This window comes from Amycolatopsis marina (genome assembly GCF_900111885.1).
GTDB classification, from domain to species: domain Bacteria; phylum Actinomycetota; class Actinomycetes; order Mycobacteriales; family Pseudonocardiaceae; genus Amycolatopsis; species Amycolatopsis marina.
This window is the reverse complement of sequence record NZ_FOKG01000020.1, coordinates 1-13,781: the sequence shown is the minus strand read 5'-3', so window position 1 is coordinate 13,781 and position 13,781 is coordinate 1. Positions and strand designations below refer to the sequence as shown.

The 13,781-nt window shown below is 65.7% G+C and carries 13 protein-coding genes; 10 read left to right on the top strand and 3 right to left on the bottom strand.

The window, feature by feature from the left end; translation table 11 throughout:
* The first annotated feature begins 10 nt into the window (after positions 1 to 10).
* The 9 genes from BM199_RS26320 (at position 11) to BM199_RS26275 (ending at position 10,293) form a co-directional block, all read left to right on the top strand.
* Positions 11 to 358, top strand: coding sequence for an NADH-quinone oxidoreductase subunit A (locus BM199_RS26320; RefSeq protein ID WP_091676875.1), 348 nt, complete (start codon positions 11 to 13; stop codon positions 356 to 358).
* A complete protein-coding gene (locus BM199_RS26315; protein ID WP_091676872.1) occupies positions 349 to 1,569 on the top strand; it encodes a hypothetical protein in 1,221 nt (406 codons plus the stop codon). The genes BM199_RS26320 and BM199_RS26315 overlap by 10 nt, the downstream gene beginning before the upstream one ends.
* Positions 1,562 to 2,488: an NADH-quinone oxidoreductase subunit H gene (locus BM199_RS26310; protein ID WP_091676869.1), complete on the top strand. Its 927-nt coding sequence runs from the start codon at positions 1,562 to 1,564 to the stop codon at positions 2,486 to 2,488. Before BM199_RS26315 ends, BM199_RS26310 begins: the two co-directional genes overlap by 8 nt.
* Positions 2,489 to 2,500: 12 nt before the next feature.
* Positions 2,501 to 3,064, top strand: a complete 564-nt coding sequence (locus tag BM199_RS26305; protein ID WP_091676867.1) for an NADH-quinone oxidoreductase subunit J — start codon at positions 2,501 to 2,503, stop codon at positions 3,062 to 3,064.
* Positions 3,061 to 3,366: an NADH-quinone oxidoreductase subunit NuoK gene (gene nuoK / locus BM199_RS26300; RefSeq protein WP_091676864.1), complete on the top strand. Its 306-nt coding sequence runs from the start codon at positions 3,061 to 3,063 to the stop codon at positions 3,364 to 3,366. Before BM199_RS26305 ends, nuoK begins: the two co-directional genes overlap by 4 nt.
* A 4-nt stretch (positions 3,367 to 3,370) precedes the next feature.
* Positions 3,371 to 5,218 (top strand): proton-conducting transporter transmembrane domain-containing protein, encoded by a 1,848-nt coding sequence (locus BM199_RS26295; RefSeq protein WP_091676860.1) that lies wholly within the window; start codon positions 3,371 to 3,373, stop codon positions 5,216 to 5,218.
* Positions 5,219 to 5,273: 55 nt separating this feature from the next.
* Entirely contained in the window at positions 5,274 to 6,770 is a 1,497-nt protein-coding gene (locus BM199_RS26290; protein ID WP_091677097.1) for a complex I subunit 4 family protein, read from the top strand.
* 13 nt (positions 6,771 to 6,783) lie between these two features.
* A complete protein-coding gene (locus BM199_RS26285) occupies positions 6,784 to 8,193 on the top strand; it encodes an NADH-quinone oxidoreductase subunit N (RefSeq protein WP_245788728.1) in 1,410 nt (469 codons plus the stop codon).
* Positions 8,194 to 9,198: 1,005 nt separating this feature from the next.
* A complete protein-coding gene (locus BM199_RS26275) occupies positions 9,199 to 10,293 on the top strand; it encodes a M23 family metallopeptidase (protein WP_177242800.1) in 1,095 nt (364 codons plus the stop codon).
* A gap of 18 nt (positions 10,294 to 10,311) precedes the next feature.
* On the opposite strand, the gene BM199_RS26270 is transcribed toward BM199_RS26275, so the two are convergent.
* A complete protein-coding gene (locus BM199_RS26270) occupies positions 10,312 to 11,193 on the bottom strand; it encodes a F510_1955 family glycosylhydrolase (protein WP_091676849.1) in 882 nt (293 codons plus the stop codon).
* A 266-nt stretch (positions 11,194 to 11,459) separates the two neighbouring features.
* Between BM199_RS26270 and BM199_RS26265 the strand changes: the two genes are divergently transcribed.
* Positions 11,460 to 11,807 (top strand): four-helix bundle copper-binding protein, encoded by a 348-nt coding sequence (locus tag BM199_RS26265; RefSeq protein WP_091676845.1) that lies wholly within the window; start codon positions 11,460 to 11,462, stop codon positions 11,805 to 11,807.
* A 310-nt stretch (positions 11,808 to 12,117) separates the two neighbouring features.
* Here the strand turns inward: BM199_RS26265 and BM199_RS26260 are convergent, their stop codons facing one another.
* Positions 12,118 to 12,300, bottom strand: a complete 183-nt coding sequence (locus BM199_RS26260) for a hypothetical protein (RefSeq protein ID WP_091676842.1) — start codon at positions 12,298 to 12,300, stop codon at positions 12,118 to 12,120.
* Positions 12,300 to 13,112, bottom strand: a complete 813-nt coding sequence (locus tag BM199_RS26255) for a class E sortase (protein ID WP_425425598.1) — start codon at positions 13,110 to 13,112, stop codon at positions 12,300 to 12,302. Before BM199_RS26255 ends, BM199_RS26260 begins: the two co-directional genes overlap by 1 nt.
* Positions 13,113 to 13,781 lie beyond the last annotated feature (669 nt).

Sequence of the window (13,781 nt, the reverse complement as noted above, 5' to 3'; positions counted from 1 at the left end):
GTGGTCCAAGGTGAATGTCGGCGGCGCACTTCTCCTCTTCGTCCTGATGTTCATCGTCGCCTCGGGTCTGTACGGCGTCGCCTTTCTCGTCCGGCTTGGCAGGACGATGACCGAGGTACGACCGTTCCTTTCCGGCCACGACCCGACCGAGCACGCGGTATCCCGCTACCACGTCCGCTGGTACGCCATCACCATGATCCTCCTGGCGTTCGACATGGAGATGGTGTTCATGTACCCGTGGACACTCGTCGTCGCCGAGAAGGGCGTCTCGTCGGTCGTCGAGATGTTCGTCTTCCTCGGGATCCTCATGGCAGGGGTTGTCTACGCGTGGCGAGAGGGAGCCCTGCGATGGACCTGACCTCTTGGCTGTTGCGGCACACCCCGCCCCGCCCACTGGTGGCAACCACACCCGGTGGGACCGAGGCGCGACTCGCTGTAGAACGCGTCATCCGGGAACGCGGCTGGCGAGTAGCAGGCAGCCCTGCCGAGGCGAACATCCTGGTCGTGGCGGGCCCGGTGACAAACCAGATGCAGCCATATGTTCAACAGGTATGGAAACTGGTACCGGCACCGCGCGTTCGCATCGAAGTCGACACCGCGGCAGCCGCACGGGCGGAACTGAATGCGGCGGCAAGAACGCTTCGAGACGCCGACCAGCAGCGCCAGCAAGCAATCCGCGCTACGCAGGACACGCACGAGGCGCCTGCGCACGAACAGGACGAGCACGAGGGGGACGGCGACTCAGGACAGTCCGAACACAGCCAGCACGAGCAGCATTCTGGTGAGCACGAACAGCACGAGAAATCCGACGACCAAGGCCACAACCATCACGGCCACGACATGGGCGAAATGGAAATGCCCGGCGGCGTCCCGATGGCCGACCGGGCAGAAGATCGCGACGGCCTCATGCTCGACCAGCTCCACGTCCCACTCGGCCCATTGTTGCCGGAGTGGCCCGCCGGCCTCGTGATCCGGACGACACTGCAGGGCGACGTCATCCAGGAGGCGACAGCCGAGGTGGTCGGTCTCGGCGCCGCACCGCGGGAACCATTCTGGACAGACCGCAGTTCACCGCCGGTGGAAGCAGCACGCCGAGTGGCTGCTCGACGGCTGGACTCCTGTGCGAGGCTGCTGTCCATCGCTGGCTGGCCTGACGCCTCGTCGCAGGCGCGCGGGCTACGGGACCAGGTCTTACGCGGAGAGCACGTCACGGAGACAGCCAAGTCGTTCGCACGATGGGCCCGACAGGTGCGGCGCTCCCGCATGCTCCGCTGGTCGTTGGCGGGCGTGGGAGCCACTCCAGACGACCCGTCCACTCCCCCGGCACTGGGAGCTGACGCACTAACGCGCTTGCACACTTGGATCGCGTCGGCGTCAGCTGCGTTCGATCAGTCGAAGCTGGCCGAAGTCCACGAATCCGAACTCGACGGAGCTCGAGAGGCCCAGTGGACGCTGGGCGTCCTGCCCGCTCTACTCGAAGGCGAAGAACTCGCCAACGCCCGTCTGCTCGTGGCGAGCCTCGATCCCGACCTCGACACACTCACGCACCACGAGATCCATCATGGTTGAGGCGACCGGCTGGCTCGGGGCGCTGCTACTGCCGTTGGTGCTGGTGGCGTTCGCACTGGCGGCCGCTGCGCTGGATACCGGCCTCGCGGCACGAGCGGCTGGAAGTGGAGGCAACTTCCGTGCGACCGTGACAGCACCGTTGCGATCCGTCGCCGGCTTACTCGTGCAACAGCGGCGACGCACTCTCGCCGCGGACACCTTGCTGTGGCGGGGCTCCGGCGTGGTGTTGCTGACCGCGGCCGTGCTGGCTTCGTTCGTCACGCCGCTGGGTCACTGGGCCGTGGGAGACCTGTCCGTCGGGGTCGTGTGGTTCAACGCCATGGAGATCGTCGCGTGGGCGGCGGTGTGGTTGGCCGGGTGGGGCGCCAACTCGGCGTTCGGCCTGGTGGGTGGCTACCGGTTCCTCGCCCAGGGGCTTGCGTACGAGCTGCCGCACATGTTCGTGCTGACGACCGCGGCGCTCGGTGCGGGCTCGCTACGGATAGCGGACATCGTCGCCGCGCAGCAGGACCTGTGGTTCGTGGTCTGGATGCCGGTCGCGTTTGTCGTGTTTCTGGTCTCGGTGCTGGCGATGGCGTTCTTCAGCCCGTTCGACCACCCCGTGAGCCATGACATCGCAGGTGGGGCTATGGCGGAGATGTCCGGTGTGGACAGACTTGTGTTCGTCGGGGGACGCTGGCTGCTGCTGGTGTCCGGGGCGGCGATGGCAGTACCCCTGTTCCTCGGTGGCGGGCTGGGGCCCCTACTACCGGCCTGGTTGTGGTCGGTGCTGAAGACAGCCGCAGTGCTCGCCGCGCTCGTCTGGGCCGGACGGCGACTGCCCACCATCCGGATGGATCGGTTCGAGGAGATCGCCTGGATCGTGCTCATTCCCGTGACCCTGCTCCAGGCCCTGGTCGTGGCCGTCGTCGTGCTGTGAGGGGTGAGACATATGTGGTCTGAGATCGCGCTCTGGTTGTGCGCCGCTGGTGCCGTCATCACCGGCGTTCTGGTGTTCCGTGTGGACTCCATGGCGCGAGCCACCTTCTCGCTGTTGGCGTCGTTCGTACTCGCCGGGGTCACGCTGCTGCTGGTGGAGCTCACCTACCTGGGCGTGCTCGTCATCCTCATGATGATCATGGAGATGGTCATCATGGTGGTCTTCATGCTGATGTACATGATGAACCCCGCCGGGCTCATGCCGATGACGATGGTGCACAACCAGAAGGGTTCGCTGGCGATCGCGATCGGAACGTTCGCCGTACTGGCCACCGGAATCTTCCTGATCGACTGGCCCAGCACATCCGCGCAGCCGCCACCGGACCCGACGTTGGCGCTGGGCGAGGCGCTCATGGGTTCGAAGATGCTCGTCATGATCGTCCTCGGCCTCGCCCTCTTCGCCACGATCATCGCCACCGTTGTGCTGTCGACGCAGCGAGGCCGCTACGACCGCTTCGGTGACCGATTGGATCGCAAGCGGCCCGACGACCCGGTCCGGGGAGGTGTTGGTCAATGACCCTGCAGGACTACCTGTTGCTGGCGGCGGCGCTGTTCAGCGTCGGGCTGTACGGCGCGTTGTCCCAGCAGTCCATCGTCATGATCATGATGGGACTTGAGCTGATGATCAACGCGGTGATCGTTGGCGGTGCGGGCTTCTGGTATTTCACCTCACCCACTCGTGCGGACGGCCAGGTGTTCGTGGTGCTTGCCGTCACTGCCATGGCGATCGAGATGGCGGCCGGATTCGCGGTGACCACGGCGGTGTTCCGAGCGAGAGACGTTGACATGACCGACATGGCCGCGGATCTGAAGGACTGAAGCCATGCTCTGGTTGCTTGTTGGGATTCCGCTGGTCGTGGGAACAGTCCTGCTCCTGCCCGGACGCCGCGCCGACCCGTACGCCGGACCTGTTGCGATCGGCGCCACCGTGTTGACGCTGGCCACGTCGATCCTCGTGGCCGTGGAACGCCCCGCGATCTCGGTGGCCTATCTGAAGGGTGTCGCGTTCGGCCTGCGGGTCGACGGGCTGTCGGCGGTCATGGTGATCACCGTCGCGGTCGTTCTGCTCGCGGTGCTGGTGTTCGCGGCAGGCGAGTTCGGCCCAGAGGAAGCGCGGGCGCGGTTCTTCGGGTTCATGCTGGTGTTCGCGGGTGCGATGCTGGTGACGGTCACCGCCAGCACCGTGGTCGCTCTGTTGATGGCATGGGAAGTGATGGGCGCGATGTCCTACGCGCTCATCGGCTTCTGGTGGCGCGACGCCGGTCGCGCGAGCTCTGGAACTGTGGCGTTCCTGACCACGAGGGCCGCCGATCTCGGTCTCTATCTCGCGGCGGGCGCCGCGCTGGCGGGTGGCGCGGGTGCTCTCGAGCTCAGCGAGCTGGCACGGCTACCGGACGGCTGGCGGGATGTGGTCGCCGCGGGTGTTGTTCTTGCCGCGATGGGCAAGTCTGCGCAGCTTCCGTTCAGCTTCTGGCTGTCTCGGGCCATGGACGGCCCCAGTCCGGTGTCGGCGCTACTGCACTCGGCGACGATGGTCGCGGCTGGGGCATACCTGCTGTTGCGGCTGGAACCACTGCTCTCGGCCACCGCGTGGGCGGCGGTCCTCGTCGCGTGGCTCGGCGCGCTCACCGCACTCGCGCTTGGCGCGGTAGCGCTGGTGCAACGCGACCTCAAGCAGCTGCTGGCTGCCTCCACATGCGCCCAGGTCGGGTTCATGGTGCTCGCCGCCGGAGCGGGCGGCGTAGCAGCCGGGAGTGCTCACCTGGTGGCGCACGCGCTCACGAAAAGTCTGCTGTTCCTGGCCGCCGGGGCTTGGCTGGCCGCACTGGGCACGAAGAACCTGCCCGACCTGCGCGGGGTCGCCAGACGGTACCCGGTCGTCGGGGCCACGTTCACCGTCGGCGCGGTGACCCTCGCCGGGATCCCACCGCTGTCGATCTGGGCGACCAAGGACGAGGTGCTGGCCGCAGCGCTGCACGAGTCGACACCGCTGTACCTACTGGGGCTGGCGGCTGCCGCGCTCAGCGCCGCCTACGCCGCGCGCGCCGCCGTGCTCGTCTGGTCTGCGCCCGCCCCGGACCCCGAGTGGGACACCGATCGGCAGGGAACTCGCCGGGTCTCCCCCTGGCAGCGCAACGCCCTGCCACCGTTGGCGGCCGGCGCGGCGCTGGTCGGCGTACTCGCCGTGCACAGCGTTTGGTCGGAGTTCGCCGCCATCGTGTCCGATGGCGAGGAGCCGACGCCGGTGTGGTGGGAGTATCTCCTGTCCACAGCAGTGGCCTTGATCGCCGCGGGCGCCGCGGCCGCCGTGGTGTGGCAACGAGGCGATGTACCGATGCAGCAACGTCTCGGAGAGTGGCTCGGCCTGGAGGCGCTCGCGCGCGCCGGCGTCGCAGTTCCCGCTCAGCGGACCGCCGAGATGCTGGCCCGGTTCGACGACCGGGTCGTGGACGGCGGAGTGCGCGCTACCGCCGCGGTCGGCACCTCGTTCGCCGGCACGGTAGATGCGCGGCTGGAGTGGTCGGTCGAGGCGACCGTGCGGGCACTGGCCGAGGGCTTCCGCAAGCTCGGGAGATTGGCCCGGCGGCCCCAGACCGGTCAGCTCCATCACTACTACGCCCAAGCCGTCGTCGTTCTGGCGGCGCTGGCAGTCCTGCTGGTCGTGTTGTGATGCGTAACTCTTCGCCTGGCAGTGACACCAGCACAGATTGGAACGTGAGGTGAGCGTGCTCAGCATTGTGGTATTCCTGCCGCTGGCGGTCGCGGCCGGACTGCTGGCCATGCCACGGATCAGCGACGTCGTGGTGCGCTGGACCTGGATTACGGCCAGCGCGGCGGAAGTCGCCATGGTCGTCGCGCTGTGGGTCAACTACTCCCCCGGCCAATCCGGGTTCGGTTACGAGATCAACCAGCGTTGGATCCCGACCGTGAACTCCGGCTACCACATCGGAGTCGATGGACTCAGCCTGCCGTTGGTGGGCGTGACCACGGTGCTCTTCCTTGCCTGCGCGATCTACTCCCTGCGCCAGACCCACAGGGTGCGCGCGTTCGCAGCGCTGTTCCTGTTCCTGGAGACAGTCAGCCTCGGCCTGTTCGTCTCGCTGGACCTCATTCTCTTCTTCGTGTTCTTCGACCTGTCCATTGTGGGCATGTACTTCGTGATCGCCGGTTGGGGACATCGGGATGCGGCACGGGCCGCCCTGAAGTTCTTCCTCTACACCTTCGTGGGCTCGCTGGCGCTGCTGCTCGGCTTCATCGGCCTCTACGTCGCCGCCGAACCCAGCACGTTCGACATGGTCCGGTTGAGCGAGCAGAACCCACTCGCGGGCAAGGGCGCCTTTGGCGCTCTGGTACTGCTCGCGCTCGTCGTGGGCCTGGCGGTCAAGACACCCACGGTGCCGTTTCACACCTGGCTTCCCCCCGCGCACACCGAAGCACCAGCCGCGGGCTCGGCGATCCTGGCCGGCGTACTGCTGAAAATGGGAACATACGGTTTCGTCCGGATCGCGATGCCGATGTTGCCTGACGCCTGGCGCACCTACGCTCCGGTCATCGTGATCGTCGGTGTGGTCAGTGTGCTCTACGGCGCGCTGGTCGCCCTGGCACAGCGCGATTTCAAACGAATGATCGCGTACACCTCGGTCAATCACATGGGCTACATCATCCTCGCGCTCGGCGCGGCCGGGCTCGTCGCCTCGTCGGACTCGCAGGCACATGACCTCGCCGTGACAGGGGCGGTGACCCAGATGGTGAGCCACGGGTTGATCACGGGGGCGCTGTTCCTGCTCGCGGGTGTGCTGTACGAGCGGGGGCACACCTACGATATGAGCTCGTACGGCGGGCTGGCCGCCAACGCCCCGAAGTTTGCCGGGGTGACCGCCGCCGCCGCTTTCGCGTCACTGGGCTTGCCCGGGTTCTCCGGGTTCATCGCCGAGTTCCAGATCTTCACCGGCTCGCTCGGCGGTGCGCCCGTCGCCACGGCACTGGCATTCCTCGGCATCCTCATCACGGCCGCGCTGTTCCTGCGGGCGTACCAGCGGATCTTCCTGGGGTCTCCATCAGCGGGCAGCAGCGGCACCGGTACCACTGACCTGACCGCCGCCGAAACCGTGTCGATCGTGCCGCTGATGGTGTTCGCCGTCGTGATCGGGCTCTTCCCACGCTTCCTGCTGGACCTCATCGAGCCCGCCGCCCATACCCTCGGCTCCCTGCTGAGTCGCTGACATGGAAGCTTCGATGACTCAGGAGCTGACCTTTCTGCTCCCCGAACTGTTCCTCGCCGGCGCAGCCGTGTTCGGTTTGCTGCTGGGTTCCTACCTCCCCCGACAGTGGCAGTGGCTCGTTCGTGCGCTTGCCGCAGCCGCATGTGCGGGTGGGCTCGCGGCCACAGTCGCCAACTGGTCGCGGGCGGGCATGACGGTGTTCGAGGGCACCTATTCGATCGATGTGGCCACCAACGCTGTCCGGGCGGTGGTGCTGGTGTCGGTGCTGCTGGTGCTGGGCCTGGCCGCCACGGAAATTCGTGACGATCGGCGGGAAGCCGAGTTCGTCGTCCTGCTGCTGCTCGGCGCGCTCGGCGCCGTGCTGCTCGCCGGCGCCAACGACCTCCTGCTGCTCGCGGCCGCCTACCTCTTGGCCAGTGTGCCGCTCTATGCGCTGACCGCGTTCGCCAAGGACTCTTCGGGCACCGAAGCGAGCATGAAGTACTACCTCATGGGTGCGCTGGTGGGTGTGACGATGCTGTTCGGGCTGATGACCCTGTTCGGCGTCGCTCGTTCCACTGCGTATCCGCAACTGTCCGAGTCGCTGCCGTCCGCCGCTGGGGGCGCAGTCGCGGTCGGTGCCCTCCTGCTCCTGGCTGGGCCGCTGTTCAAAGCCGGCGCCGTACCGGTGCACTTCTGGGTACCCGACGTCACCGAAGGATCTCGCCCGCCGGTCGCCGCCCTGATCACCACCATCCCCAAGGTCGGCGCCGTCGTCGCGATCTATCGATTCGTCTCGGCGGCCCTCGCCCCAACGGCGCTGGACTGGGGGCTGTTGATCGCGGTACTCGCGGCCCTCACGATGACACTGGGCAACCTTGCCGCCTTCTTCCAGGACAACGTCCGACGGCTGCTGGCCTACTCGACGATCAGCCAGGTCGGCTACCTGCTCATGGCAGTCGCGGCCGCAGGAAGCGCACCACTCGCCCTGCCCGGCCTGCTGCTCTACCTCGCCGCCTACGCCGTCACCAACCTCGGCGCGTTCGCCGTCGTCTGCGCCCTCCCCCGCGCCGAGACCATCACTGACTACCGCGGGCTACTGCGCCGACATCGCTGGCTCGCGCTCAGCCTGGTGGTCTGCCTGCTCGGGCTCGTCGGCACACCCCCAACCGGCGTATTCGTCGGCAAGCTCACCGTGTTCACCGCAGCGTTCGACGCGGGCTTCGGCTGGCTCGTCGTCCTGGCGATCATCAACACCGTCGCCAGCCTCTTCTACTACTTGCGCTGGATCGCACCGACGACGCGCAGCGAACCGGGCACCTTCGACCAGGTGAACCGGTGGCCCGCAGTCACGGCCTACATAGCGGCGCCGGTCTCACTCGCCATCGGCCCGCTGGCCGGACTCATCCTGACCGCGTTCGAGGGAAACCTCGTCCTCTCTTGACCGGCGGACGCGGCACTTATCTGTCGCTAGCCTGAGGGGGCGTCCACGCGAACGCACGACCTGCGACGTGCATAAACAGCGGCGTGGGTATGCCAAGTGCGACTGTGTCTCGTAACCGAACACCAGCACGACTAGTACATTCAGGACCTTACGGGTCGCGGCGGGATCGAGATGGCGCGCAATGCCATCGTCGCCGACCACCCCGTATCCGCTTTCGACGCAGTGACCTATGAGTGCGACTGGAAGCGGCGCAACGCGTGGCTGCATCACAACTCGTGCTGCAGCTTCAGCGCATGTCCGGCTACGAATCCTCGTGGACGACGCGACGATGTCTTCCGCGCGCGAGTGCGTTTCCAGGGAGCGCCGCGCGCTGTCGGTCCGTCGATGCGACTTCGGTAAGCCGTGACCTCCTGGCGTGCGAAAAGTCGACTTCCTGTATGGCTTTCACGAGCATGTCGTAGATCGGCGTCTGACTCATGGCCCACCTCACCCAGTCGTATAACGGCAGCCACGGCACGCTCGCCACTAGAAGTGCGCTTCATCCTTACTTGTCGGCTCGACTCCTAAGCAGCTAGGTGCCGCGGGCGCGGGAAGGAGCGCCGCGCCCGCGGCGCGCCGGTTCGGGAGCCGGCGGTGGGGCCGCACGCAGGCAACGCACAACCCCTCTTCGTACTATATCAGATAGTAGGACCGTCGGATCGGCAGCGACACTCCGCCGTGACTGCTGGGACAGCAGTTGCAGTTGAGACAATTGTGGCCAAAGTATACACTCCCGACACGTACTAGCTCTGGTAGTTGGTAGCGAGACAGGAGTAGGTCATGAGCCCACGCAGACCTTTTGTGCGTGTTGCTGGGGCCATGTCGATTGTGATACTCCCGCTCACCGGTTCGCCTGGACCGGCTTTCGCAACCCCACCTCCGCCGAACCCGAGTGACGGGGAACTCGCGGAAGGCCGCACAGCGGTGCAGACCGCAGCCGAACAAGTTGGCGTCCTGGCGAGTCGGGTGGCTGCAGCGGGAGCGGCGCTGGATGCAGCACAACTCGAACTGGCCACCAAGTACGACAACGTCACCGTGGCGCAGCGGCAGCAGAAAGTAACGCGAGAAACAGCAGACGCCGCACAAGCGGCTGCCGAAAGCGCCCGAGTCGAAGTCGAAGCCGTGGGTGCGCATATCCAACGGGCACAACGGCAGGTCGACAAGTTCGCTGCCGCAAGCTACCGGCAGGGAAGTGCGATCGGGTCGATCAGCGCGTACCTGGGCGCCGAGAGCCCGAAAGACCTCCTTGCTCGAGCCGAGTTGCTGAACGCAGTAGGTGGCGCAGAACTCGACGCGCTCGACACGATGAGTCGCGCCCTCGTTGACAAGGCGAACCTGAGCTCGGCAGCTCGTGCCGCGTTTGCGGAAGCCCGCACGCGGCAGCAGCAAGCCGAGGAAGCCGAAGCCGCGGCGACAGCGGCATACGAAACCGCGGTGGCCGCCGAGGCCGCTGCTCAGAACCGCGCTGCTGAGCTACTCTCCGATCAGGACGAACTCGAGCAGCAACTTGCCGACGCACGGCGCAGCCTCGCCGGCTTACAAGGCCAGCGCAACACGTTCGACAACTGGGAGGATGCTCAGCAGGCAACGCGACAAGCACCGTCGCAGCCGACACAAGATGGTGAGAGTGCCGCTCTCACACCCAGTCCGGCCACATCCGGGACAGGGCAGGGGCCCGGCCGGGCATTGGCGCCAACCACAGGAACGATCACCTCAACCTACGGGCCACGCTGGGGCAGCATCCACTACGGCCTCGACATAGCCAACAGCATCGGCACCCCCATCGTGTCCGTGTTGGACGGCCGAGTCATCTCATCCGGCCCCGCCAGTGGGTTCGGGCTGTGGGTTCGAGTGCGCCACGACAACGGCGTCGTCACTGTGTACGGTCATATCAACGAAACTCTGGTCACCGTTGGCCAACGTGTCGACGTCGGTCAGCGGATTGCCACAGTCGGAAGTCGCGGCCAGTCGACGGGACCGCACTTGCACTTCGAAGTCCACAAAGGTGGGCGTAAGATCGACCCACTGTTGTGGCTGCGCAGCAACGGTGTCTCCATCTGAGCTGGAACAGACTTGCGGTCAGCGCAGAGTGAAGGTGCGGCCTGCATCCTGAGAGGCGTGAATGCCGGATTCGGTGGCAACGTAGACGTCGGCTGGACCGCTGGTACTAACTGCCTGCGGGGCACCGCCTACCTGACCTCTCTGCGCCCACGTGGTACCGCCGTCGGAGCTGCTGTGTACGCCGCCGTCCGGGTCCACTCCAACCACGCCGCCCTCTGCCGACCAGTCGACCATTACCATTAGCGGCGCGCCGGGAACAGGTGCGAAGGTCCGACCACCGTCGGTGCTGCGAGCGAGTCCCTGCTGGGTGGTGGCCAGCAGCTCCTCCGGGTCGCCGGGGTGTACTGCAAAGTCAGCCATGGCAAGGCTGGCCCTGCGGTCCCAGTTTTCGCGATCATTGCTGACCATCACCTGTTGACTCTGGCTGTCGTAGCCGTACACCAGCCCGTGCTCGGCCTCCAGCGCGTGGAAGTCGACTTCACCTGCCAGCGACACGCTTTCCCAGGTCCGCCCGCCATCAGTGCTCTCGATCAGCCCGAGCGGGTTCGGCTGGTCCGCCTCCTCAGGATCGGGATGGCCGCTGCCGAGGAAGTGTTCCTGACCGACGATGGTGAACCCCATCGTGTCCTGGCGGCGATCCGCGACCCGTTCTGGTGGACCATCAGCCGGTACGCGGAACACTCCGTAGTGGCTTGCCGCGTAGAGCACTCCGCTGCCAGGTTCAACTCCCAGACCGTGTACATGAGCCAGACCCGGGTCGGACGTATCCGCCCCGCTACCTGGCGGCACCTCGTCAGTCCCACCACAAGAGGCCACCAGGGCCACCGCGGCAACCACGAGTGCAGACGCCACGGACCTACGGCGCCAGCAGCGCCCGCACCCGACGAATCGCTTGTCCATCAATGCTTCCTTCTCAGTCGGTCACATGTACTAGTACTTGTAGTACGCCGGGACAGAGCACGAGCCCGAAGTAGCCACACGTAGGACCCAGGCCCTCACTATATGGTGCTACGAGGCCAGGCAAGATCCGGCGTCGACAACCTTGTCGAGTGGCAGCGCGAGAGAGGCAGGCCCATTCGAGAGGACGAGCGGCCGGGTATCGGCCGAGTCTCCGAGTGCCGATAGTAGTTAGTTCGTCGCGAGCGGTTTAGCCGGAGGCGGCACGGGTGGAGAATACCGTTGAGTGCATCGAGGCGTGTGTCGAGTGCGCGCAGGCGTGCACGGCGTGCGCTGACGCCTGTTTGAGCGACGACGCCGTCGCCGAGTTGACCAAGTGCATCCGTGCCAACGCAGACTGCGCGGACGTCTGTGACACCGCCCGCGTGCTGTCCAGGCACACTGGCTACGACGCCAACCTGACCCGATCCGTACTAGAAGCCTGCGCGCAGGCATGCAAGTCCTGCGGCGACGAGTGCGACCGACACGGCGGCATGCACGATCATTGCCGCATCTGCGCGGAGGCGTGCAGGCGTTGCGAGCAGGCATGCCGCGACCTGATCTCCTCGCTCGGCTGACAGGCCGACAGGTGATCTTCGTGTGCCCGTCCGACGCCACCGGGCGGGCACACGATGGCCTCACCGACCAGTATTCGGACTCCTTCACGCGGCGATCCCACCGCCTGCCGTTCGCACCCTCCTGACGTCTAACCGAATGCGGACACGTGGATTCGCTTCGCACGAACTCGACCGGCCAGCCGTCCTTTGCTTGCCACACAAGGACAAGCGTGTCCCTCCGGTCTACATCGATCGGCCATTGGCGCAACTCCGTTCAGACAGCACACGGGCAGCAGCTCCCTGCGAGGAGCCACCCTTAATGGAAGCAATTTCAACGTTCGACCTGATCGACCACGCTTTCTTCTACGGCGACGTCGTTGAACGGCAGCATGGGCTCGACTGCCGGAAAGACGACCAGCATCAACAGCGCGACCGCCCCGAGCGCTAGCACGGCTGCGGTCGCGACACGTACGCCCAGCGGTCCCGGCAGATGCCGCCACAGCCAGGTGTACATCACGTCTCTCCTATGGTCTGGAGCAGATCCACGTACCCGGCTCCTGGAGTTTTCTCGTACTGATCCGTGAGTACTGCGTGGATGATCAGTCGCTCTCGTTCGGAGAACCATGGGTGACACGTCGTCAACGAGAGCAGCGGTAGGTGCGATTCCTTCGCCAGGACGCCCGCGGGCTTGTACGGTACGGGCGATACTGCGTCGCGACGGTCTGGCGTAACGATTACCCGGCCGAACGTGGCGTCGTAGGGTGCGTCGAGCGGTGACACGCCAGTACATTTCCGGTCAAGTTTCTTGCCGCTTTCCCAGTCGGCTATCTCCTGCTTCATCGGCAGCACTCGGTAGACGAAGAATGTGTCGGCCGTCTCGATGACGATCGCGTCGCAGGAGTTCAGCAGGTCCAGGTCGTTGAACGGCGCGCCCTTGCCGACCCGGTGTCCGGCGAGGCCGAAATTGCCGAGTTTGCCGGGCATAGCGGTGTCCTTGTAGTGGCCGGGACCAACCTCCAGCGCTGCGGCGTCGACACCTTGCTGAATCGTGAATCGGTAGTCGGCGCCGAAGGATGGGATGTAGATCCGGCCGAATGCCTTGCCGTCAATCGGCTCGCTGCGTGTCTGTCGCTCCTGGGACCATCGCTTGTCGAGCTCGGAACTGGCCTCCTGCTGCAACCGCGCCGACGTCCAGTTTGTGACGTACAGCGCGTACACGACGAAGAGCAGCATGACGAGGCCGACCGTGATCAGTAGTTCTGCGACGGTTCGAGCGGCCTTGCGACCGAATCCCGCGGACTGTGACGCCGGTTCCTGTGCGGCCACAGGCAGTGTGCCCGAGTGGCGAGGAAACGGTTCCTCGTGCCTCCGCAAGTGTCCTCCTCCGGAGCAACGGTCGACCGCGCGAGGCTACCACTACCCTGAATAGTAGTTGGCTATTGACTGCCCCTCAGTGCTACCTAGATGTGATGCGCAACCGATGTGCTAGCAGGTGAAGTGTTGCGGCAACTGCTGGAGCGACGCAGTCTGTTCTCACTCTGACGTCCGGCTAGACGTTTGCAGATGGCCGACCTCCCCGGACCGCCTACGGCCTACGAAGTTCGCGCGGATCGCGGTCAACCGTCACCACTGCCAATCCCACCGCTCCAAGCAGTACCGTCAACCCCAGGAGGGACATGAGGCTGGCTCCGAGAGTCGTCCAGCCAGCGGCGACAAGCAAGTGCCACACCAGGCCCGTCGCGAACAGCGCCGGAAACCCAACCCCACACAGGACCACCAGCCAGCGAACCAGCCCATCCTCCGGCGCAACATCGCCCTTCATCTTTGCCTCCAACCAGCGTGCCGACGGCTCGATGCCGCCTATCCCCATCCTGAACCTTCCATCACACTGGAATGTCAAGCTAGTGTCGCGTGTCGTTAGTTGTTTGACGGTTGGTTGAGTGTCAGAATGCGGCATGGCGAATCGTGCTGCTGCACTTGTCCTTCGTGCCGGTG

Excerpts from the sequence above, each read along its gene's own strand:
- BM199_RS26295 (WP_091676860.1), top strand. The coding sequence starts at position 3,371 with ATGCTCTGGTTGCTTGTTGGGATTCCGCTGGTCGTGGGAACAGTCCTG.
- BM199_RS26310 (WP_091676869.1), top strand. The coding sequence starts at position 1,562 with ATGGTTGAGGCGACCGGCTGGCTCGGGGCGCTGCTACTGCCGTTGGTG.
- BM199_RS26305 (WP_091676867.1), top strand. The coding sequence starts at position 2,501 with ATGTGGTCTGAGATCGCGCTCTGGTTGTGCGCCGCTGGTGCCGTCATC.
- nuoK (WP_091676864.1), top strand. The coding sequence starts at position 3,061 with ATGACCCTGCAGGACTACCTGTTGCTGGCGGCGGCGCTGTTCAGCGTC.
- BM199_RS26315 (WP_091676872.1), top strand. The coding sequence starts at position 349 with ATGGACCTGACCTCTTGGCTGTTGCGGCACACCCCGCCCCGCCCACTG.
- BM199_RS26260 (WP_091676842.1), bottom strand. The coding sequence starts at position 12,300 with ATGTACACCTGGCTGTGGCGGCATCTGCCGGGACCGCTGGGCGTACGT.
- BM199_RS26270 (WP_091676849.1), bottom strand. The coding sequence starts at position 11,193 with ATGGACAAGCGATTCGTCGGGTGCGGGCGCTGCTGGCGCCGTAGGTCC.
- BM199_RS26285 (WP_245788728.1), top strand. The coding sequence starts at position 6,784 with ATGACTCAGGAGCTGACCTTTCTGCTCCCCGAACTGTTCCTCGCCGGC.